At 39.0% G+C, this 19,794-nt stretch carries 15 protein-coding genes; 10 read left to right on the top strand and 5 right to left on the bottom strand.

Features of this window, described 5'->3' with window-relative positions; all coding sequences use genetic code 11:
- Positions 1–135 precede the first annotated feature (135 nt).
- Entirely contained in the window at positions 136–4,422 is a 4,287-nt protein-coding gene (gene dnaE / locus ACFSKV_RS07910; RefSeq protein ID WP_380801417.1) for a DNA polymerase III subunit alpha, read from the bottom strand.
- A gap of 149 nt (positions 4,423–4,571) precedes the next feature.
- On the opposite strand from dnaE, the gene ACFSKV_RS07905 reads away from it, so the two are divergent.
- From ACFSKV_RS07905 to trxA, 8 genes are all read left to right on the top strand, one after another.
- Positions 4,572–5,237, top strand: a complete 666-nt coding sequence (locus ACFSKV_RS07905) for a CBS domain-containing protein (protein WP_380801416.1) — start codon at positions 4,572–4,574, stop codon at positions 5,235–5,237.
- 10 nt (positions 5,238–5,247) lie between these two features.
- Positions 5,248–6,123, top strand: coding sequence for an NAD kinase (locus tag ACFSKV_RS07900; protein ID WP_380801415.1), 876 nt, complete (start codon positions 5,248–5,250; stop codon positions 6,121–6,123).
- Positions 6,124–6,259: 136 nt separating this feature from the next.
- Entirely contained in the window at positions 6,260–7,012 is a 753-nt protein-coding gene (gene porG / locus ACFSKV_RS07895; protein ID WP_380801414.1) for a type IX secretion system protein PorG, read from the top strand.
- A gap of 80 nt (positions 7,013–7,092) precedes the next feature.
- Positions 7,093–7,836, top strand: a complete 744-nt coding sequence (locus ACFSKV_RS07890) for an isoprenyl transferase (protein WP_380801413.1) — start codon at positions 7,093–7,095, stop codon at positions 7,834–7,836.
- Positions 7,837–10,527 (top strand): BamA/OMP85 family outer membrane protein, encoded by a 2,691-nt coding sequence (locus ACFSKV_RS07885; protein WP_380801412.1) that lies wholly within the window; start codon positions 7,837–7,839, stop codon positions 10,525–10,527. It abuts the gene before it with no gap.
- Positions 10,527–11,060 (top strand): OmpH/Skp family outer membrane protein, encoded by a 534-nt coding sequence (locus ACFSKV_RS07880; protein ID WP_380801411.1) that lies wholly within the window; start codon positions 10,527–10,529, stop codon positions 11,058–11,060. Before ACFSKV_RS07885 ends, ACFSKV_RS07880 begins: the two co-directional genes overlap by 1 nt.
- A 20-nt stretch (positions 11,061–11,080) precedes the next feature.
- Positions 11,081–11,626 (top strand): OmpH/Skp family outer membrane protein, encoded by a 546-nt coding sequence (locus ACFSKV_RS07875; RefSeq protein WP_380801410.1) that lies wholly within the window; start codon positions 11,081–11,083, stop codon positions 11,624–11,626.
- Between the two features lie 114 nt (positions 11,627–11,740).
- Positions 11,741–12,046: a thioredoxin gene (gene trxA, locus ACFSKV_RS07870; RefSeq protein ID WP_380801409.1), complete on the top strand. Its 306-nt coding sequence runs from the start codon at positions 11,741–11,743 to the stop codon at positions 12,044–12,046.
- A 63-nt stretch (positions 12,047–12,109) separates the two neighbouring features.
- Here the strand turns inward: trxA and ACFSKV_RS07865 are convergent, their stop codons facing one another.
- Positions 12,110–13,858, bottom strand: a complete 1,749-nt coding sequence (locus ACFSKV_RS07865; RefSeq protein ID WP_380801408.1) for a M14 family metallopeptidase — start codon at positions 13,856–13,858, stop codon at positions 12,110–12,112.
- Positions 13,859–13,870: 12 nt separating this feature from the next.
- Positions 13,871–15,487: a M14 family metallopeptidase gene (locus tag ACFSKV_RS07860; RefSeq protein WP_380801407.1), complete on the bottom strand. Its 1,617-nt coding sequence runs from the start codon at positions 15,485–15,487 to the stop codon at positions 13,871–13,873.
- 243 nt (positions 15,488–15,730) lie between these two features.
- On the opposite strand from ACFSKV_RS07860, the gene ACFSKV_RS07855 reads away from it, so the two are divergent.
- Both ACFSKV_RS07855 and ACFSKV_RS07850 read left to right on the top strand, forming a co-directional pair.
- A complete protein-coding gene (locus ACFSKV_RS07855; RefSeq protein ID WP_380801406.1) occupies positions 15,731–16,561 on the top strand; it encodes a universal stress protein in 831 nt (276 codons plus the stop codon).
- 6 nt (positions 16,562–16,567) lie between these two features.
- On the top strand, positions 16,568–17,845 hold the full coding sequence (locus tag ACFSKV_RS07850; RefSeq protein ID WP_380801405.1) for a cation:proton antiporter: 1,278 nt from the start codon (positions 16,568–16,570) through the stop codon (positions 17,843–17,845).
- Positions 17,846–17,854: 9 nt separating this feature from the next.
- Here ACFSKV_RS07850 and rsgA read toward each other — a convergent pair whose 3' ends face one another.
- Positions 17,855–18,778: a ribosome small subunit-dependent GTPase A gene (gene rsgA, locus ACFSKV_RS07845; protein ID WP_380801404.1), complete on the bottom strand. Its 924-nt coding sequence runs from the start codon at positions 18,776–18,778 to the stop codon at positions 17,855–17,857.
- A gap of 11 nt (positions 18,779–18,789) precedes the next feature.
- The gene (locus ACFSKV_RS07840) at positions 18,790–19,788 is read right to left on the bottom strand and encodes a Stealth CR1 domain-containing protein (protein WP_380801403.1); all 999 of its coding nucleotides are present in this window, start codon (positions 19,786–19,788) and stop codon (positions 18,790–18,792) included.
- Positions 19,789–19,794 lie beyond the last annotated feature (6 nt).

Genomic DNA, 19,794 nt, shown 5'->3' with positions numbered 1-19,794 from the left:
TTGGTTTTAATTTATTTCGGGGAAATTTGTTTTTAATAATGCCAATTTAATTACTTTCCGATAGGATTTTTTGGTTGTTCGATTTTCAAAACAGCATTATTCATCCCGTATTAAATATAGCTCATGGGAATTTTATTAAATAATCTGGTATACAATTTCTGGAATCAGGCCTAAATCTTTGATCATTTCGTTGGATGGATCCACTTTGTAATTTTTTGACATCAGGTCCAAAGTAATGTTTTCTTTACTGTCGATGATATTGATGTATAACTTGGCTTCACCTTTATATTTTTGAGTGATGGATTCCAGTTTTTCCATCAAATCATAATTCAGATCATCCAGATCAATATTGACTCTCAACCCTTTGATCATTTTCCCCCTGACTTCACTTAGAAGCATGATGCTGTTGATTTTAAATTCAAATTCATTTTCCTTCCATTTATTTGGATGTACAGACCCGGCAATATAGAGGAACCAACCTGTCATAAAGTATTCCTTATACTTAATGTAATCTTCTCCAAATATGAAAAATGTATGGCCACCATGATAATCCTCCATGGTTAAGGTTCCAAATGGCTTACCTGTTTTAGTAGTTCTATGGGCAAATGAAGTTACCATTCCCGCTGCTTTGATTTCACCTTTTTTTCTCAGAGAATCAATATCCGGGAATTCAGGCATTGTTGTATTGGTAAAAGATTCAATCTCTACCCTAAATTGGTCTAATGGATGCCCGGAAATATAAAGACCGACGACTTCTTTTTCTATATTAAGCTGCTGCAATTGACTGAAAGGTTCCATTGGGGGAACAGAGGGCAAGGGGACTTCTATCCCTGTTCCCCCACCAAAAAGGCTTACCTGTGAACTATCCGCCTCCTGTTGTACTTTTTGCGCATATTTTACAGCTTTTTCCAAAAGGGTTGCATCTCCATCAGGAACTTCCAAATACTGTCTTCTGTGGTGTTGGGGGAAGCAATCAAAACTTCCCGCCATGGCCAAAGATTCCAAGGATTTCTTATTCAGAGCACGGGAATTGACGCGTTTACAAAACTCAAAGATATTGTTGTATTTACCTCCTTTTTCTCTTTCTTCCACAATAGCGTCCACAGCAGCACCTCCAACTCCTTTGATGGCTGCCATACCAAATCGGATCTGTCCTTCCTTATTTACAGTAAATCCACTTTTTGATTCATTGACATCCGGCCCCAATACAGAAATCCCCATTCGCTTACACTCCTCCATAAAAAAGGTTACCTGGGAGATGTCATTCATGTTGTTACTCAATACGGATGCCATATATTCCGCCGGGTAATGGGCTTTCAGATAGGCTGTCTGATAGGCCACCCATGCATAACAGGTAGAATGGGATTTGTTAAAGGCGTATGAAGCAAAGGCTTCCCAGTCTTTCCAGATTTTTTCCAGCTTTTTGGCATCATGGCCTTTAGCTGAGGCTTGCTCTACAAATTTCGGTTTCATTTTGTCAAGCACATCCTTTTGCTTTTTCCCCATGGCTTTTCTGAGCACATCGGCTTCACCTTTTGTAAAGCCTGCCAATTTTTGTGAAAGAAGCATTACCTGTTCCTGGTATACGGTAATCCCATAGGTTTCTTCCAGGAATTCCTGCATATCATCCAGATCATAGGTAATGGGTTCCATGCCATGTTTTCTTTTGATAAAGGAAGGGATATATTCCAAAGGACCCGGTCTATAAAGCGCGTTCATCGCTATCAAATCTGCGAAGACGGTGGGCTTTAATTCCCGCATATATTTTTGCATACCGGGAGATTCATATTGAAATATGCCGACAGTCTCTCCCCTTTGAAACAATTCATAGGTTTTTACATCATCTATCGGGAAATTATCGGGATCAAGACTGATGCCGTGCCTTTCCTTGACGATTTTTACTGCATCTTTGATCAAAGTGAGGGTTTTCAGTCCTAAAAAGTCCATTTTCAAAAGACCCGCACTTTCCACTACCGAGTTGTCAAACTGGGTACATACCATATCGGAATCCTTGGCTAAGGCAACTGGGACAAAATTGGTGATATCATCAGGGGTGATAATGACCCCACAGGCATGAATTCCTGTGTTTCTTACCGAACCTTCAAGAATTTTTGCCTGGTTGATGGTTTTTGATAGCTCATCCTGACCTTTTGAAATTCTGATCAATTCTTCCGCTTTAGATAGATCCTCTCCGTTTCCTTTAAGCTTTTCGGAAAGTTTAGCCCGGTCTTTGGACAGGTCAAATAAAGCTTTCAATTTAATATCGGGAACTAATTTTGCCAGTTTATCAGCTTCCGCCAAAGGCAGATTCAATACTCTTGCTGTATCCCGGATTGCAGACTTTGCCGCCATGGTACCGTAGGTGATGATTTGGGCCACTTGGTTGGATCCATATTTTTTGATCACATAATCAATCACTTTTTGCCTTCCTTCATCATCAAAATCTATATCAATATCCGGAAGGGATACCCTGTCTGGGTTGAGGAACCTCTCAAAAAGCAGGTCATAAGCTATAGGATCTACATTGGTAATCCCTGTACAAAATGCAACTGCTGAACCTGCTGCTGAGCCCCTTCCCGGGCCAACGGATACCCCCATTTTCCTAGCTGCTGCTGTAAAATCCTGTACAATAAGAAAATAACCGGGATATCCCGTCTTTTCTATGGTCGCCAATTCAAAATCTAATCTTTCCCTGATTTCATCTGTCAGGAAGGGGTACCTTTTTTTAGCACCCTCATAGGTCAAATGTCTCAAATAGGCATTTTCTCCCCTTTTTCCTCCATCAATATCATCTTCTGGGTTTTTAAATTCTTCAGGGATGTCGAATTTCGGCAATAACACATCCCTTTGGAGTTTATAGGTTTCAATTTTTTCAACAATTTCATGGGTACATGCGATGGCTTCCGGAAGATCAGCAAAGAGTTTTTTCATCTCTTCCGGGCTTTTCAAATAAAATTCATCATTTGGAAATCCAAAACGGTATTCCCTTCCCCTTTTCCCCACGTATTTTTTTGGTTTTTCCACCAGCTCCCCATCTTTTACGCAAAGTAAAATATCATGTGCTTTGGCATCCACTTTTTGATTGTAATAAGTATTGTTGCCAGCGAAATACCTGACATTATATTTTTTAGCAAGGGATAAAAGCACTTCATTGACTTTTTCCTCCTCAGGGATTCCATGCCGGTTTAATTCCACATAAAAATCTTCCCCAAATTGCTCTTTCCACCAAAGGAATGCTTCTTCGGCCTGGGTGTCTCCCACATTCAGAATCAAATAGGGGATTTCTCCCCAGAGCCCTCCAGTAGTTGCAATCAGATCGTTTTTATACTTGGTCAGGATTTCTTTGTCAATTCTCGGAAGGTAATAATACCCTTGAATATTGGCATAGGAAGCAAGCTTGGCAAGATTATGGTATCCTGCCTTGTTTTTTGCAAGTAGGACGGTCTGATAACCATCATCTTTCTGATTTTTGTTAGTACGGTCTTTGGTTAAATTGAATTCACACCCAATAATTGGCTTGATTTCTTTTGAAAGCGCTTCCCTGACAAAATGAAAAGCTCCCATCATATTGCCATGGTCTGTCATGGCAATCGCCGGCATGTTCATTTCTTTTGCCAAACCAATGAGAGAAGGGATCTCTGAAGTTGCCTGCAATACGGAATATTGGGTATGTACGTGGAGATGCGAAAATGGCATATCCAACATTTCAGAGATATCTGCTGTGCCTGCCGCTTTTAATATCTCTTTGGCAGCTACTTTGGTGCTGTCTTTGGCAGCTGCAAAGTTTGCAGCCTCTAATTTAGGCGCTTCATAAACTACCTCCGAAAACTGAATACCTTCTTCTGTAGCTACTACCCTTTGGGTAATAAGGCCAAAGAAACATTTTGCGGTGGCATCCACATCATAGGCGGCATCATGGGCATCTTCGAATCCGTTACCAAAAAGTTTATGATGCAGCTCAGTGAGCGTTGGCCATTTATATTTTCCTCCTTTTCCCCCTGGGATGGCGCAATAATCTGTGGAAAGATCCTTGGTATCCAATTCCTTCATTTTCTGAAGTTTCATAGGGATTTGTTTCCGTAGAAATTCAGAACCCACCACATTGATATCAAATCCGATATTATGTCCAACCAAATATTTTGCCTTCTCTACATCTTCATGAAATATTTGAAGTACCTTTTCCAATACATGACCTTCTTGAAGGGCCCGATCTGTAGATATGCCATGTACTTTTTCCGCATTGTATGGAATGGTAAATCCATCTGGTTTGACGATGAAATTATTGTTCGAAAGTAGCTTTCCTTTGGCATCATGGAGCTGCCATGCAATTTGGACCAGGCGGGGCCAATTGTCCAAATCAGTCATTGGGGCATCATAATTCCTTGGAAGACCCGTAGTTTCAGTATCAAAAATTATATACATTTCAACTTGATAATTTTAGGTGGTCTAAAATAAGACATATACTTGGGAGCTGCTATGGATGCGGCAGAAATTGTCTCGATTTATTTTGTTTGAACCTTATACTTTAATGTGTAGTTTTATATTCAAATTCAATTTAATATCTTTAGTCCATGCAGGCCTACGAATTCATCAATAATCTTATCCCTCCTTTGAAACCAAATGATAAGGCAAAGATGGCTTTGTCCTGGATGGAAGAAATAAGAACTAATGTATTGCCTGTGGTAGACAAAGGTATTTTTAAAGGTTTTGTCACCGACGACCTGATATACACAAAAAACAGTCCTGAACTCAAAATCAGTAAATTTGACTTAATTTCCCCCGCATGCTTTGTTTATTTGGACAAGCATATATATGACGTGATTAAAGTTGCATCGGAATTTGACATCAATATGGTGGCAGTGGTAGATAGAGGAAATCAATATCTAGGGGTGATTACTATGGAAGATGCTATTGGAGCTTTTGCAGACTCTCTTTCAATACAGTCCCATGGGGCAGTTTTAGTGCTTTCCATGTTCATGACAGATTATAGCTTATTCGAAATCGCCCGAATCATAGAATCCGAAAACGCTAAGATTTTAAGTAGTTTTATTTCAAGTGACCCTTTGGATGACAGTAAAATTAAACTCACGCTTAAATTGGATAAATCAGAACTGAGGCATATAAAAGCTACCTTGGAAAGATTCGGATACAAAATCATAGATCATTACCAAGAAGAGACGGCAATCAGCGAAGATCAGGAGAGAATTGATAACCTCATGCGGTTTTTGAATATTTAAATAATCAAAAATGAACATCCTTATTCATGGAATTAATCTTCAAAAAGAATTTATTCCATATATAGAACTTTTGGTGGAGATATTGAAAAACCAGGGGGGGAGGATTTTTTTTACCGAACCATTGGCCAAATCTCTTAAAAAATTGGCGGTTCATTTAAAGCCTTTTGAAATATTTGACTCCAAAACTAATGTGAAGGATATTGATTTTGCCATTTCTGTAGGAGGGGACGGTACTCTTTTGGACACTGTTATCCAAATCGGGAGATATGAAACACCAATAGTTGGGATTAATACAGGGAGAATGGGTTTTTTGGCTACAGTAGCCAAAGAAAATATCAAATCAGCCATCAATGATCTGTTTATTGGTGACTATACCCTTGAGTCAAGGTCATTGGTAACCATAGAATCTACCCGGCCATTATTCAATGGGATGAACTTTGGGTTGAATGAATTTACCATTCACAAAAGGGATACCTCTTCCATGATCATAGTTCATACCTACATTAATGGCCAATACCTTAACAGCTATTGGGCAGATGGTCTGATTGTGGCGACGCCAACAGGATCCACAGGATATTCATTAAGTTGTGGAGGGCCATTAATTACCCCTGGTGCGAGAAATTTTGTGATCACCCCCGTAAGCCCCCACAATTTAAACGTTCGACCCATCATTGTTCCTGATGAATCAGTTATAAGTTTTAAAATTGAGGGCAGGTCTGAAAAATTCCTGATTTCTTTGGATTCCAGATCTATGCCGATCGATGCCACAGTTGAACTGAAATTGAGGAAGGCAGATTTTTCAGCACGCTTGGTAAAATTCTTTGGCTACAATTATTTTGATACCCTAAGACAAAAATTAAATTGGGGATTTGATATGAGAAATTGATAATTCCTGATAATCGTAGTGAATAGAATTGTATATTTATAAATCACTTTAAACTTTGTTAATCTTAACAAAAATTAACCCTGTGGATACCAAACAAGGTTTTTATATCGTTTAGTACTTCATAAATTGCGTCGTCTTGAAAAAAGTCAACTTTCGGATTTACATCCTTTTTACTTTATGTATCATAGGTGCTTTTCTTCCGGTCACTTCCATTGCTCAGGTTACTGATTTTGGTGGTGGCATTGGGGCGGCAGCTTATTCAGGTGAAATTGTAAGGAGGTTGGATCAGGGTAGGGTGGGTTTTCAAGGTACGTTATTTGGCAGACGAAATTTTGACAATGTGTGGTCCCTACGGGCAGGTCTTTCATTTGGAAGAATTTCTGCAGCTGATAGTCTTACCCAATTAGATCCTGCAGCTATTTTCAGAGATGCCTATTTCAAAGGGGATATCTATGAATTTTCTGCGGTCATGGAGTATCATTTTCTTGATTATACCCATCCACAGTCCCGATTTAGATACTCTCCTTATGGTTTCTTTGGGCTTGGATATGCGTTTTACAGTGGTTCAGGGAGGAGTTTTGCAAATGATCCTGAAGAAGGGGAGTATTCCACAAACACACCTGTTATCCCTTTCGGGATCGGGGTGAAATATAGGTTGACAAATAAATGGACCCTTGCTGCTGAACTCGGTTTTAGAGCAACTTTCTCAGATCTATTTGATAAAATAGACGGTACTTCTGCAACAATTCCCAGATTTCCAGACCCCAATAACCCTAACCAGGTTACCGGAATCAATAAAGGTAATTACAGCGATAAGGATTGGTATTATTTTTTTGGCCTGACCATCAGTTATTCTTTCAATACAATCAAATGCTATAACTATAATTAATTGATCATTAGGTTAGAATATTGAAAAAGAAATAGCATTTTTGTACCTCCAAAAAAAGAACTGGATTCTTTAACTCCGGAATGAAAGAATTATTAGACAGGAATAACATCCCAAAACACATAGCAATAATCATGGACGGGAATGGCCGTTGGGCCCAGCAAAAGGGGGCTATGAGGATTTTTGGCCATAGAAATGCCCTGACTGCAGTGAGGGAATCCATTGAAATCTGTGCAGAAATTGGGGTGAAATATCTCACACTTTATGCTTTCTCCACGGAAAACTGGGCCAGACCTCAGGAGGAGATCAATGCCTTGATGGAAATTCTCATCAATTCCATTACCGATGAAGTTCCCACTATGATGAAAAATAACATACAATTATCATCAATTGGGGATATACAAAGTTTGCCTCAGAGTGCCCAGGCAAAATTGCGGGAAGCCAGAGAAATTACAGGAAAAAATGATGGACTGACTGTTTTTCTCGCTTTGAGTTACAGTGGAAGATGGGAGATAGAAAATGCGGTGAAAGAAATTGTCAAAAAAGTAGTAGATGGCCAGTTAAATTTGGATGAAATCAATCAGCAAATAATTGCTGACCATTTAAATACAAAGGGAGTACCTGATCCTGAATTGTTGATCAGGACAAGTGGGGAGTTGAGGATTAGTAATTTTCTGTTATGGCAACTGGCTTATACGGAATTATATTTTACGGAATTGTTGTGGCCGGATTTTAGAAGGGAGCATTTGTTGGAGGCAATTCTTGATTACCAAGGTAGAGAGCGAAGGTTTGGGAAAACCACAGCTCAGATTAAATCAAAACGTTGAATGAAGCGAATTACGATTATACTTTTAATGATCTTTTGGGTAGGTATATCCCAGGCTCAGATCCGTTTGGGTCAGAGCAGGTATACTCCTTCCAAGCCGGTTGATATTTTGGAGTTGAGTTATTCTAAACCTCAAAAATTCAGAATCGCTGAGATAAAGGCAGTTGGTTTAGCAACTTTGGATGAAGTGGCTGTAATTTCACTATCTGGACTTAGGGTAGATGACGTTATTTCCGTTCCAGGAGATGCCATTTCCAATGCTTTGAAAAGGCTTTGGGGACAAGGGATTATTGGAGATGTCAAAATCCTGGTGACAAAAATTGAAGGGGAAGATATCTACCTTCTTTTGGAGCTTACAGAAAGGCCGAGGTTCAGTAGGGTTGAATTTACCGGAGTCAATAAGACTCAGGAAGGTGAACTGAAAGACAAAGTAAAAATCAGGGGCAGAGTAGTAAGAGATGATGTGTTGAGTACCTCCCAAAGGGCCATCAAACAATATTTTGTAGATAAGGGATTTTTAAATACTGAAGTTAAGGTTATCCAGGAAAGGGACACTACTTTGCCCAACAGTGTAAAAATCAGGTTTGATGTTGATGCCAAATCCAAGGTAAAGATCAATCAGATTAACATTTACGGGAATGAAGAAATAGCAGACAAAAAAATAAAAGGCAAACTTAAGGGTACAAAAGAGCACCCCAGGATGCATTTTGTTAGAGAACTTGTTTCAAGAATCACCAACACTACTCCAAAATCTGCTAAGGAGGCGATTGTTTATAGAAATGTTGTCTCTGATGAGGAGGTGAAGATGTATATGAACAAGAACTTCAAGTTGAATTTCTTCTCGGCCTCAAAATTTGTTGCAAAGGATTTCAAAGATGATAAAGAAAAAGTAATAGGATATTATAATTCTAAGGGATACAGAGATGCAGTAATTCTTGCAGATTCCACTTACAGACATACAGATAACACTATCAATCTTGATATTTCATTGGAGGAAGGGGTGAAATATTATTACAGAAACATCACCTTTGTAGGTAATTATCTTCATGATGATGATGTGCTGGTGGCCAGGTTAGGAATAGAAAAGGGGGAAGTATACAATAGGGAAAAATTGGAAAAAAGGCTGAATTATGATCCTCAAAAAGGAGATGATGTCAGCTCTTTATATCAGGATAATGGATATTTGTTTTTCCAGATTGATCCTGTTGAAATTAAGGTGTTAGGGGATTCAATTGATATTGAAATGAGGATTCTGGAAGGCCCTCAGGTAACCGTCAATTCTGTCAATATTGAGGGGAATGAGAGGACTTCTGATCATGTGGTGATGAGAGAAATCAGGATTCTGCCCGGGCAAAAATTCAATAGGAGTTTATTGGTAAGGACAATTAGGGAACTTTCCCAATTGGGGTATTTTGATCCGGAAAAAATTGAACCTGATATGAAGCCTAATTTTGAAGCGGCGACAGTGGACATTACTTTCAAGCTTGAAGAAAGACCGAATGACCAGATTGAATTGTCAGGTGGCTGGGGTGGATTTTTCGGGTTTGTAGGAACAGTGGGATTGGTTTTTAATAATTTCTCCATAAGGAATATAGGGAATTTTGAGAAATGGAGACCTTTGCCGGTCGGAGATGGACAAAGACTCTCCCTTAGGGTTCAGGCCAATGGTAGAACTTTCCAAAATTACAGTATCTCATTAACAGAACCATGGTTTGGCGGCAAAAAGCCAAATGCTTTGAGCTTTAGTGTAAACCATTCTGTACAAAGGCAGGTAGATTTCTTCAGTCAGACCAATCCAGGAAGAGAAATAGGTTCCTTCAAGATCACTGGAGCCACCTTAGGCCTTTCAAAAAGGGTAACCTGGCCTGATGATTACTTTATGGTAAGTAATAACCTTACTTTTCAGATTTACGATTTCAATCAATTTGGAACCAATTTCGGGTTGAGTTATCCCACCGGAACATCTAGAAGTTTGGCCTTTAATACCACAATTGCCAGGAACAATATTGACAACCCTATATATCCAAGGTTGGGATCCAATATTTCCCTTGCAACTTCCTTTACCCCTCCATATGCAAGTTTGAACCCAAATATTGACAGGGAATCTCCGGATGAAGAGAAATTTGCATGGTTGGAATACCACAAATGGATGTTTGATGCCACCTTTTATACCCCTGTATTTGGATCTTCCAAATGGGTGATAAGTGCAAGAACCCATATGGGATTCCTAGGGTCATATGGTAATAAAATCGGAATAATTCCTTTGGAAAGATTTGTCATGGGTGGTGATGGAATGAATTTTAATAACTTTGCATTAGGACAGGAAATCATTGGTCTGAGAGGTTATGAAAACCAGGTTATCACTCCTGGTAGGCTTACCCGGGGTACAGGAGCTCCTTATGGAGGTATTGTATATAACAAGCATGTCATGGAATTGAGATTCCTGGTGTCTCCAAACCCTTCAGCAACTATCTTCTTGCTTGGATTTGCAGAAGCAGGTAATAACTGGGGATCATATGCAGAATTTAATCCCTATAACCTGAAAAAATCTGCAGGATTTGGTGCAAGGATTTTCATGCCTGCATTTGGACTTCTTGGTTTGGATTGGGGATATGGTTTCGACGCACCTCCAGGCTCAATTCAGAGAAGTGGTGCCCAATTCCACTTTACTATTGGTCAGCAATTCAGATAATGATGGAAAGATCACTTAAATTATTATTTTTGTCGGGTTTCTTTTGGATCCTAGTGGCTATTCCGCAGCTCAGTGCACAAAAATTCGGATATATTGATTCAGAGTTTCTTCTCAATAAACACCCGGATTATAAGCTCATTCAAGATGAGTTAGCTGCCTTGAGCGAGGAATGGAAAAAAGAGGCACAAAAATTGGAGCAGGAAATTAAAGAAATGTATTCCAGTTTAAAAGCTGAAGAAGTACTTCTAACGGAAGAAATGTATCAAGAGAAATTGGCAGCCATTAAAGATAGAGAAAAACAAGCTGTGGCCTTTAACAATAGGGTCTTTGGTCTAAACGGTCAATATTATCAAAAGCAACAGGAACTGATGCAGCCTTTGCAATCAAAAATCTTTGATGCTATTGACAAAGTATGTAAACGATTTAACTTAGCGGTGCTATTTGATAAAGCATCGGGACCATTAATGATTTACACAGACCCTAGACATGATTACTCTGAGTTTGTATTGGAACAATTAGGAATAGACAACTAAAATTTAAAATAAAAACAGAAATGATGAAAGTAAAAGTTATCCTTTCGGCAATCGCTTTGATTTGCGTAGGATTTGTGGCTCAAGCACAGCAGGATATAAAAATCGGCTATACCAATGTAGAGCTAATAATGGACTTAATGCCGGAAATGGAGCAAATCGGTGCTGATATACAGGATTATCAGGCACAGCTTCAAACAAATATCCAGACGAAAGCCCAGACTTTCGAAAGACAGGTGCAGGCTTATCAGCAAGCTGCCCAGACAATGACTGAGGATGCAAGGGCTGCAAAAGAAGCAGAACTTAGAAAACTGCAGCAAGAGCTTCAAAAATTTGAGCAGGATGCACAAGTTTCTTATCAGAGAAAATTGCAGGAATTATTGGAGCCTGTTCAACAAAAAGTCTTCAATGCGATCAATTCAGTAGCTGCGGAAAACAATTATACCCATGTTTTCTCTGAAACTGCCGGTAATGCGCCAATTTTGCTTTATACCAGAGATGATGATAAATTCACAGAATTGGTACTTGCCAAATTAGGGATACAAATACCTGCACAGCAAAATCCATAATTTCTTGGTTGAAAGTTACTTTAAACCTGTTTTGAAAGAGACAGGTTTTTTTGTGACATTTAGTCCAGAACTTTTTGTAAGGAATTCTTGTCAGTATTTTTATAAAATTCATTTATGGCTAAGAAAAAATTCAAAGAGGTAATCCAACAATCAGAAGAAGCCGTGTTGGTAGATTTTTATGCAGATTGGTGCGCACCCTGTCAGACTATGAATCCAGTTCTCGATGCTGTCATTCAGGATTTAGATGGAAAGGTAAAGTTGTATAAATTAAGTGTAGATAAAAATCCTCAGGTCAGTTTACAGTTTGGTGTAAGATCTATTCCTCATTACATCCTGTTCAAAAGAGGTAAAATTCTCTGGAGAAAGGGAGGGTATATGACCAAAAGGGAATTATTGCAGGCTTTGAAAGGCTTTGTTTGATAAAAAAAAAGCTCCAAGAGTTCAAAACCCTTGGAGCTTTAAATGCTTAAGAAGTCTTAGGACTTACTTTTTCCAGCTGGCTTTTCCGCCTTTGACTGAATCCACATTGATACTGTAGTTACCGTTTCCGGAAACTACCCAGCGAACTTTCACTGCGCTCATCCCTGGGATATTTTCCACTTCGATTTTTTCCGGGTTAACTTTCTGTTCTTTTACCTTGTTGAAATCTTCGTTTTCAACCACAAAACCTGCAATCACTTTTGCTCCTGAGATAGTTACATAATCAGGTCTTTCAATTTTATACTTAATGTCCTGAGAGGAGTGTGTTGGAATCAATCTTTCATTGTAGATGGTTGCGGTGATTTCTTTCAGCCCGCCTCCCAAATCTTTTTCCTTCACATCCATCACACTTAATTTAGGTGTGTGATAGGCATGTAATATCGTAAAAGATGAATTTCTGTGCGCGTCCTGCTCCATAAGGAAGCCAGGGTGTAATCTTCCGAAGTTTTTCTTGAAACCTCCGACTTCAATCTTGCCATATTGAGGATGGTCGTATTCTTCCCAATTCACGAAAGCATCACCAAAAGTCAGATAGGTGTCCACTTTCATCTGCTCATCCTGGTTTCCTCTTCCTGCATTTTGATGAAAGTAAAGATAGGAAGTCATCAATTCATTGGAATAAGTAAAGATTCCCCTTCCTCCATAAAACCAATCCAGTTGGCCACCGAAAACAGAATAAAGGTCTTTGTATACTACCAAATATCTATATCCTGGCATAAATTCCTCTCCTTTTTTGGCGATGGCATCATATACCCTAACATCTGTGGCATTGTAAGTATTAAGATCCTCTTCAGCGCCTGGTCCCCTTAAAATCATTCCTCCATAGTTATGGTAACTTTGAGCTGCAGCAATGTTTGGATGCTTCAATACAAATTCCATTACAGCCCTGTTTTCAGGTACAGAGAAAGGGTATTTCCATGCTCCCCTTTGGATGTAATCAGGTTGCCAATTCCATGCCCAGTCTCTGTTTGGGTCGTAATAACCAACACCATCTTCGTTGACCTGTCCATCCCCGTCCTTATCATATCCTTCAAAACCAAGCATTTCATACTCGCCTTTTTGGTCTGCAGCTACAGGGATCAACTTTCTTGAATCCATTTGGTCTTTGACAAACCTCCCTGTGGGAGATTTTCGGATCATCATTGTAATATGACCATCACCATTGATATCATTGAAGGGATCTTCTCCTGCAACACCATCTCCATCATTGTCCAATACAATCATTCCGGAACGAGGTGAATTCAGTGTGTTGGGTTCTTTGATAAAATTATCGTGGGCATCCGGGTTAATGGTCGGAGCGATGTAAAAAGTTTTGTCTTTCAATAGCTGAGTGATGAATTCCAATTCACCATACATCTCGGATAGGTACCAGGCCGTATACAGGGTGAATTCCGTCCCCTGAATTTCATTGGAATGTATATTTCCATCAATCCACATGGCAGGCTTTTCCTCAGCTTTTCCGGATTTAAAGTCAGTAATAGTCAAAACCCAAATATCATTTCCCTGAAATGACTTCCCAATGCTTTCCAGTTTGACTATGTCAGGGTGTTTTTTGGCCATATCCTTCATTATCTCTTCTAAGGCCAGGTTAGTATGATACCTGTTCCAAGACACCTGTACTTTAGGATTATGGGGCGTACCAATAGCACGGAAATACCTATCCTGTGCAACTTGAGCTGATGATTGTTGTATGCCTGTGAAGCTTATTGCCGCACCAAGGGCAGCTGTATATATCCAGTATTTGATTTTCATCTTATTGTTGGTTTAAAGTTTCACATTAAGGGTTGCTATACCTGTATGCGCTGCACCTGCTTTAATATCTACAGAACCGGAACCTTTTACTATCCAGCTCAAAGTGATTTTTTCAAATGCGCCTAATTTATTGACTAAATTGATCTTGTTACCGGATATCAAATCTTTCGCATCTGGGCTTATATCTACCCTTACCTTTCTTAACCATCTTGATTTTTCACCCATTTCTGAATGGGTAGGTAATGGTGAATTATTGTAAAGATCAACGGTAATTCTCGTTAATCCATTCCCTAATTTTTCTGTTTGAAGGTTGTGGAATTCAATTTTTGGACTCATTTCTGCCAATTTGATAACAAAGGCAGTATGCTCTTTGGCTATGTCATTGACCATTTCAAATGGAGGGTTGTTCATGGCAAATGGTCTGATTCCACCGACTTCCACTTTTTGGTTTGGAAAATCGGGATGATTTATAGCTGTCCAAGGAATAAAAGCATTGGTAATTCCTTTTTCTGCTGCCCAAGCCAAAAAGTTGGCCTCTGCATTGGCATTGGATTTTCCATCTTCTCCTTTTACCTCTGGTGCCCACCATCCAGGAGTACTGAAACTTAATCTTCCAAAATGGAAGTAGGCCCATTGGAAGAAGTCACCATCAGTTCCCATATTGGTTTGATTAAATGCTTTTTGGGACACTGTTTCATTGTATATCCCCGAGACCATAGTATTGATGGCCACATCTTTTTCCAGCATAGAAGTAATGATCCTTTTTTTGGAATCAGCTGCATTGTATTTCAAAGGGCTGGAAAGATTATTGGCCGGACTGAAGGTCACAAAAGCAAAGATGTTCCACTGATCAAAAAGGAAATCCAACATAGCCCGGTTTTCCCTTTCTGAAACGGCATAATCACCTGCCATAGGGGTGAAAATTGGGAATTTATACGTCATGTTTTTGTTGAATGCAATTCCTTCAGTTAAATCTTCCCCAAATTTCCCATCTTTATCATTGTCCCTGCTTTCAGGATATACCAAATAAGTTCCTTTTTTTCCTTTTGAGGCATCAGCTTTAACCATGATTCTGTCTTCTGATTCCAATGGCATGTAATCTCCAGTAGGTGATTCAATACGCATAAGGGTTATAAGCCCATCTTTATTCAGATCTTCATACCCATCCTCAGACAGTCTACCGTCACGGTCATGGTCAACGTTCGATGCATTCCCTCTTCTTTCATATTTCAATGAAGCGTGGTATTGTTCATAAGCATCAGGAGACATATTTGGGAAAATATAGAAAGTTGTTCTTTCCAAAGCGGAACTGTGCTCCTTGACCAATCTTTCAGCAAATTGAACTGCCAGTTCTACGCTAAGGACATGAAAACCTTCAACTCCACCCACTACGGCAATGGCTGGTTTATTGTCCATGTCACCTTTTCCAATTTTTAAGACCCAAATGTCTTTACCCCCCTCCGTTTTGGCAAGAGAGCTTAATTTGGCTGTGCTACCGCTTCCGGAAATAGCCTGTAATCTTTGGGTAACCTGACCAAGGGTGGGATAATCCCCTTGCGCCAGAGAAGTTGTTTGGACTGAAAAAAGCATTCCAGCCCCGACAACCAATGATAGATACAATTTCTTCATAAAGTATATCAGGTTTAGTTCATATTTGAACAAATGATGGTTATTGCCATCCTTTGAAGTGGCTATGTTACAAAAAATACAGGTTTAAAAGAAAACCCATGGCTTGTGAGGATAGGCATATTTTTAAAAGGCATCCTTTGTGGATAAGCGGATGGAAAAAATATGTTCCGTTTATAAATCAGCTAGGAATATTCGTGTTGGTAAAGAAATTTTTGGTATTTTGAAGGCTCTCAATAACTGATTATGTATAAAAAGATAGCACTCGCCATTGCCTTTTCTCCTAGAACGGAAGCTTTAATTTGCGAAGCAAAGCGATTGAAGGATATTTTTGATTCTGAATTGGTATTCATACATGTGGGGGACAGGACGCCTGAAGCGGAGTCTAATTTGAATAATATTATTAAAAAACACGGGATCAGCCCTCACAAAGTCAAGATAATTTGGGAAAAAGGGAATCCTGCAAAAAGGATTATCCATGCCTGTAGGGAAGAAAATGTTGACCTTTTGGTGGCTGGAGCCCTGAAAACAGAAGGCTTTTTTAAATACTATATTGGGTCAGTTGCCAGAAAAATAATCCGAAAATCTTCTTGTTCTGTACTGATGCTTATTGAACCTTTGGAAAAACCAACTCCATTCGAGAGGGTAGTGATCAATGGTACTCAGCATGATCAGACACCTTTTGTAATCCAAAAAGGGTTGGATTGGAGCAAAATAGACGAAGCAAAGCATGTGTATGTGGTCAATGAGATCAAAATGTATGGGATGCAAATGGCCACTGCAGGAGAAGGTGGGGAGGAAGAAATTTCAAACACCAGGAGGAAATTGGTGGCAGAGGAAGTGACATACGTAGAAAATATTCTTAACACATTAGATAAGGGGAATCTGAAAGTTCATATCAAAGTTACCTGTGGTAAATGGGCCATTGAGTTGGCAAGGTTTGCAGAAGATATAAAAGCTGATCTATTGGTGGTAGGGGATGAAGGGAAGTTAGGGTTTTTAGATAGGTTATTTCCCCATGATCTGGAAGATATCCTTAGTGACTTGCCATGTAATTTATTGATTGTTAAAAAATAGGGCTACATGGAAAATTTATCACATCAGGATGTAGTCAATTTGTTTCTGCAGCTGGCAGCCATGTTGCTTTTAGCCAGAATTTTTGCTGAAATAGCCCAGAAGTTTAAGCAGCCTGCTGTTGTAGGCGAGTTGTTAGCGGGGATTCTATTGGGACCTACCATATTAGGGACATTTATTCCCGGGTTTCATGAATACCTTTTCATGAGTAACCAAAGTGCAAATCTGGCCTTGGATGGTTTCGTACAAATCGCAGTCGTATTATTGTTGTTCATTGCAGGTTTGGAAGTTGAACTGCATTTGGTATGGTCTCAGGGTAAATCTGCATTGAGTATCAGTTTACTTGGATTGGTAGTTCCTTTTTTATTGGGATTTGTATTTCCCTATTATTTTTCATCCTTTTTTGGTCTGGCCGATGGAGATAGATTACTGTTTTCTTTATTCATGGGAACAGCCATGTCTATTACTGCATTACCGGTGGTGGTCCGGATTCTGATGGACCTGAACTTATTTAAAACCAAGATGGGAATGTTGATCGTGGCTTCTGCCATGGTAAATGATATCATTGGATGGTTGATATTTTCCGTGATTCTTTCCTTTATGGGAAAAGGAAGTAACCTCTCTCTCGTTCAGACCATTGGGGTGACCTTGCTTTTTACTTTTTTCATGCTCACATTGGGAAAATTGATCATCAACAGGATACTTCCATGGATCAATAAAAAACTTGCTTGGCCAGGAGGAGTTTTATCTCTTTCCATGGCATTCTGCTTTTTGGCAGCTGCATTTACGGAATGGTTGGGTATTCATGCAATTTTCGGCGCTTTTTTGTTGGGTGTGGCACTCGGGGACTCAGAACATATGTCAGAAAGGGCCAAGGAAATAGTACATCAGTTTATCAATAATATATTTGCTCCGCTCTTTTTTGTTTCCATTGGTTTGAAAATCAACTTCTTTACCAATTTTGATTTGCTCCTTACTTTAGCGGTTTTAGTGATCTCTTTTGCAGGAAAAATTTTTGGAAGTGGATTTGGGGCTTATAAAGGTGGTTTTAATATCAAAGAATCCCTTGCAGTAGGTTTTGGGATGAATGCTAGAGGTGCTATGGAAATCATACTGGGATTGATTGCCCTTGAGAACGGGCTTATTGATGAAAAATTATTTGTTGCCTTGGTCATTATGGCCATAATCACCAGTATGAGTAGTGGGCCTTTGATGAAATGGTCACTTAGAACAAATAAAAGTGAAATTTCCCCACAACTTCTGAAAAAAATACCTGAAAATAATTAGGAATTGAATTTACTTATGATCTTCTTCCTCGAATAAAATTTTAAGGTAGCTGTCATACCGGTAAGGGTGGATATATCCCTGCTCCACCATTTCTATTACTTTACAACCTGGCTCATTGACATGCCTGCAATTGTTATACCTGCATTGACCTAAATATTTCCTCATTTCTACAAAATAATGAGAGAGCTCATATTGGTCAATGTCCAGAATACCAAATTCCTTGATCCCCGGTGTGTCAATAAGATAGCCACTGCCTTCAATGGGGAACATTTCTGCGAAAGTGGTGGTATGTACGCCTTTGGCACTGAACTTCGAAATTTCCCTAGTAACCTGTTGGGCATCAGGAATCAGTTTGTTGAGGAAAGTAGATTTACCTACACCGGAGTGGCCGGCTAGGAGGGTGGTTTTTCCCTGTAATAAAGATGTAAACCGCTCTTTGAGGTTTTCAGCTTTTAATGCTGAAATCTCCATCACAGGATATCCCAAAGGTTCATAAATTTCCTTGATGTCCTGAAGGTATTCGAGGTCTTTATCTTTATACTTTTCATCCATTTTATTGACCAATATGGTGGCAGGAATCCTGAAACTTTCCGTACTTACCAAGAACCTGTCAATAAATCCTAAAGATGTTCTAGGATTTTTTAAAGTAATAATTAGGTAAGCCTGATCAATATTGGAGGCAATAATATGCGAAAAGTGGGTTTTTCTTGTTGATTTTCGAATAACATAATTTTCTCTTGGAAGGATTTCTGTGATTAGAAAAGTGGATTGATCTGTTTCTTTTTCCACCTCAACAAAATCTCCAACAGCTATTGGATTGGTGAGTTTCAAATCTTCCTGTTTGAATTTTCCTCTTAGCCTACATTGAATAAGATCTTTTTCAGTTTTAACTGTATACCAGCTCCCTGTTGATTTAATTACCCTTCCTATCATTTTTTGAAACCCTATAACTTAAGATTTTTTTCCATCCAACCAATGATTTTATCCTGTTCCTCTTTATTGCACAATTCCAAACTTTGAATATTCATGAAAATTATTTTTGGATCTTCCTCACATTTCCTGATTTTGCGCTCAATATAGCCTGCTTTTCTTCCATAGGGATGAAGGAAAGAAAACGAAGGTTCAGCAAAATTCCGGTTTCCTTTTTTGATCTCCAGGTGGTAATAAAATGAAGCACAGTTGAACTGCTCATTGTGACGGAACTTATAAGAGATCTGTTTTTCAAGAATACCGGCGAATCTTGAAAAAAAATCTTCAACGGTTTTTTTATTTACCGCATGAGGAGTATGGCTTGAGAAAAAATAACTCCATTTAAATCCAAGTAGTTGTGCAGCATTCCATTGACCGACATGAAATGAAGGTTTGGGCTGAAAATCAGGATTTTTGAGAAAATGCCGGTGTACTCCTTTTCGTAAAGTATTCCATGCATTTCGTAGAATTGGTTTAGGAAGCCATGTGCCTCTCATTACCGGTTGATTTTGGATAAATAAGTTTTCTGGTTTGATCTCCCTTACCAAAAACATGTCATCGCTGAGATAAATAAAATTATCTGATAAACCATCAATCCTCCACAAAACTGCCTCAATTGACCGGCTATTGAACGTTGGGAGGAATTTTTCAAATCCCTTGAATATTTCCTTATGGTCTACAATCCTAATGTCTCCAATTCTTTCCGGGAAATATTTTTCAATATAAGGACCCACCTCAGGATCCTGATCGTCTGTCACAATAAAAATCTTTCTTATAAAAGGTGCAAAGGTAAAAATGGACAGAATACTATACTTCAACTCATTTACATTTCCAAAACGGGTATTATCGGCTCCTGGAATTTTTTTTCTGGTTTTTCCTCCGAGTGCCTTTTCTAATTTGAGTTTATGTTTTGGGTCATTTCCATCTACCCAAGTGATGATTGCATCTATTGCACTTTTTTCACCCGAATCCATATACCT

The organism is Shivajiella indica (genome assembly GCF_042683085.1).
Classification (GTDB): domain Bacteria; phylum Bacteroidota; class Bacteroidia; order Cytophagales; family Cyclobacteriaceae; genus Shivajiella; species Shivajiella indica.
This window is presented reverse-complemented; position numbering and strand designations above follow the sequence as displayed.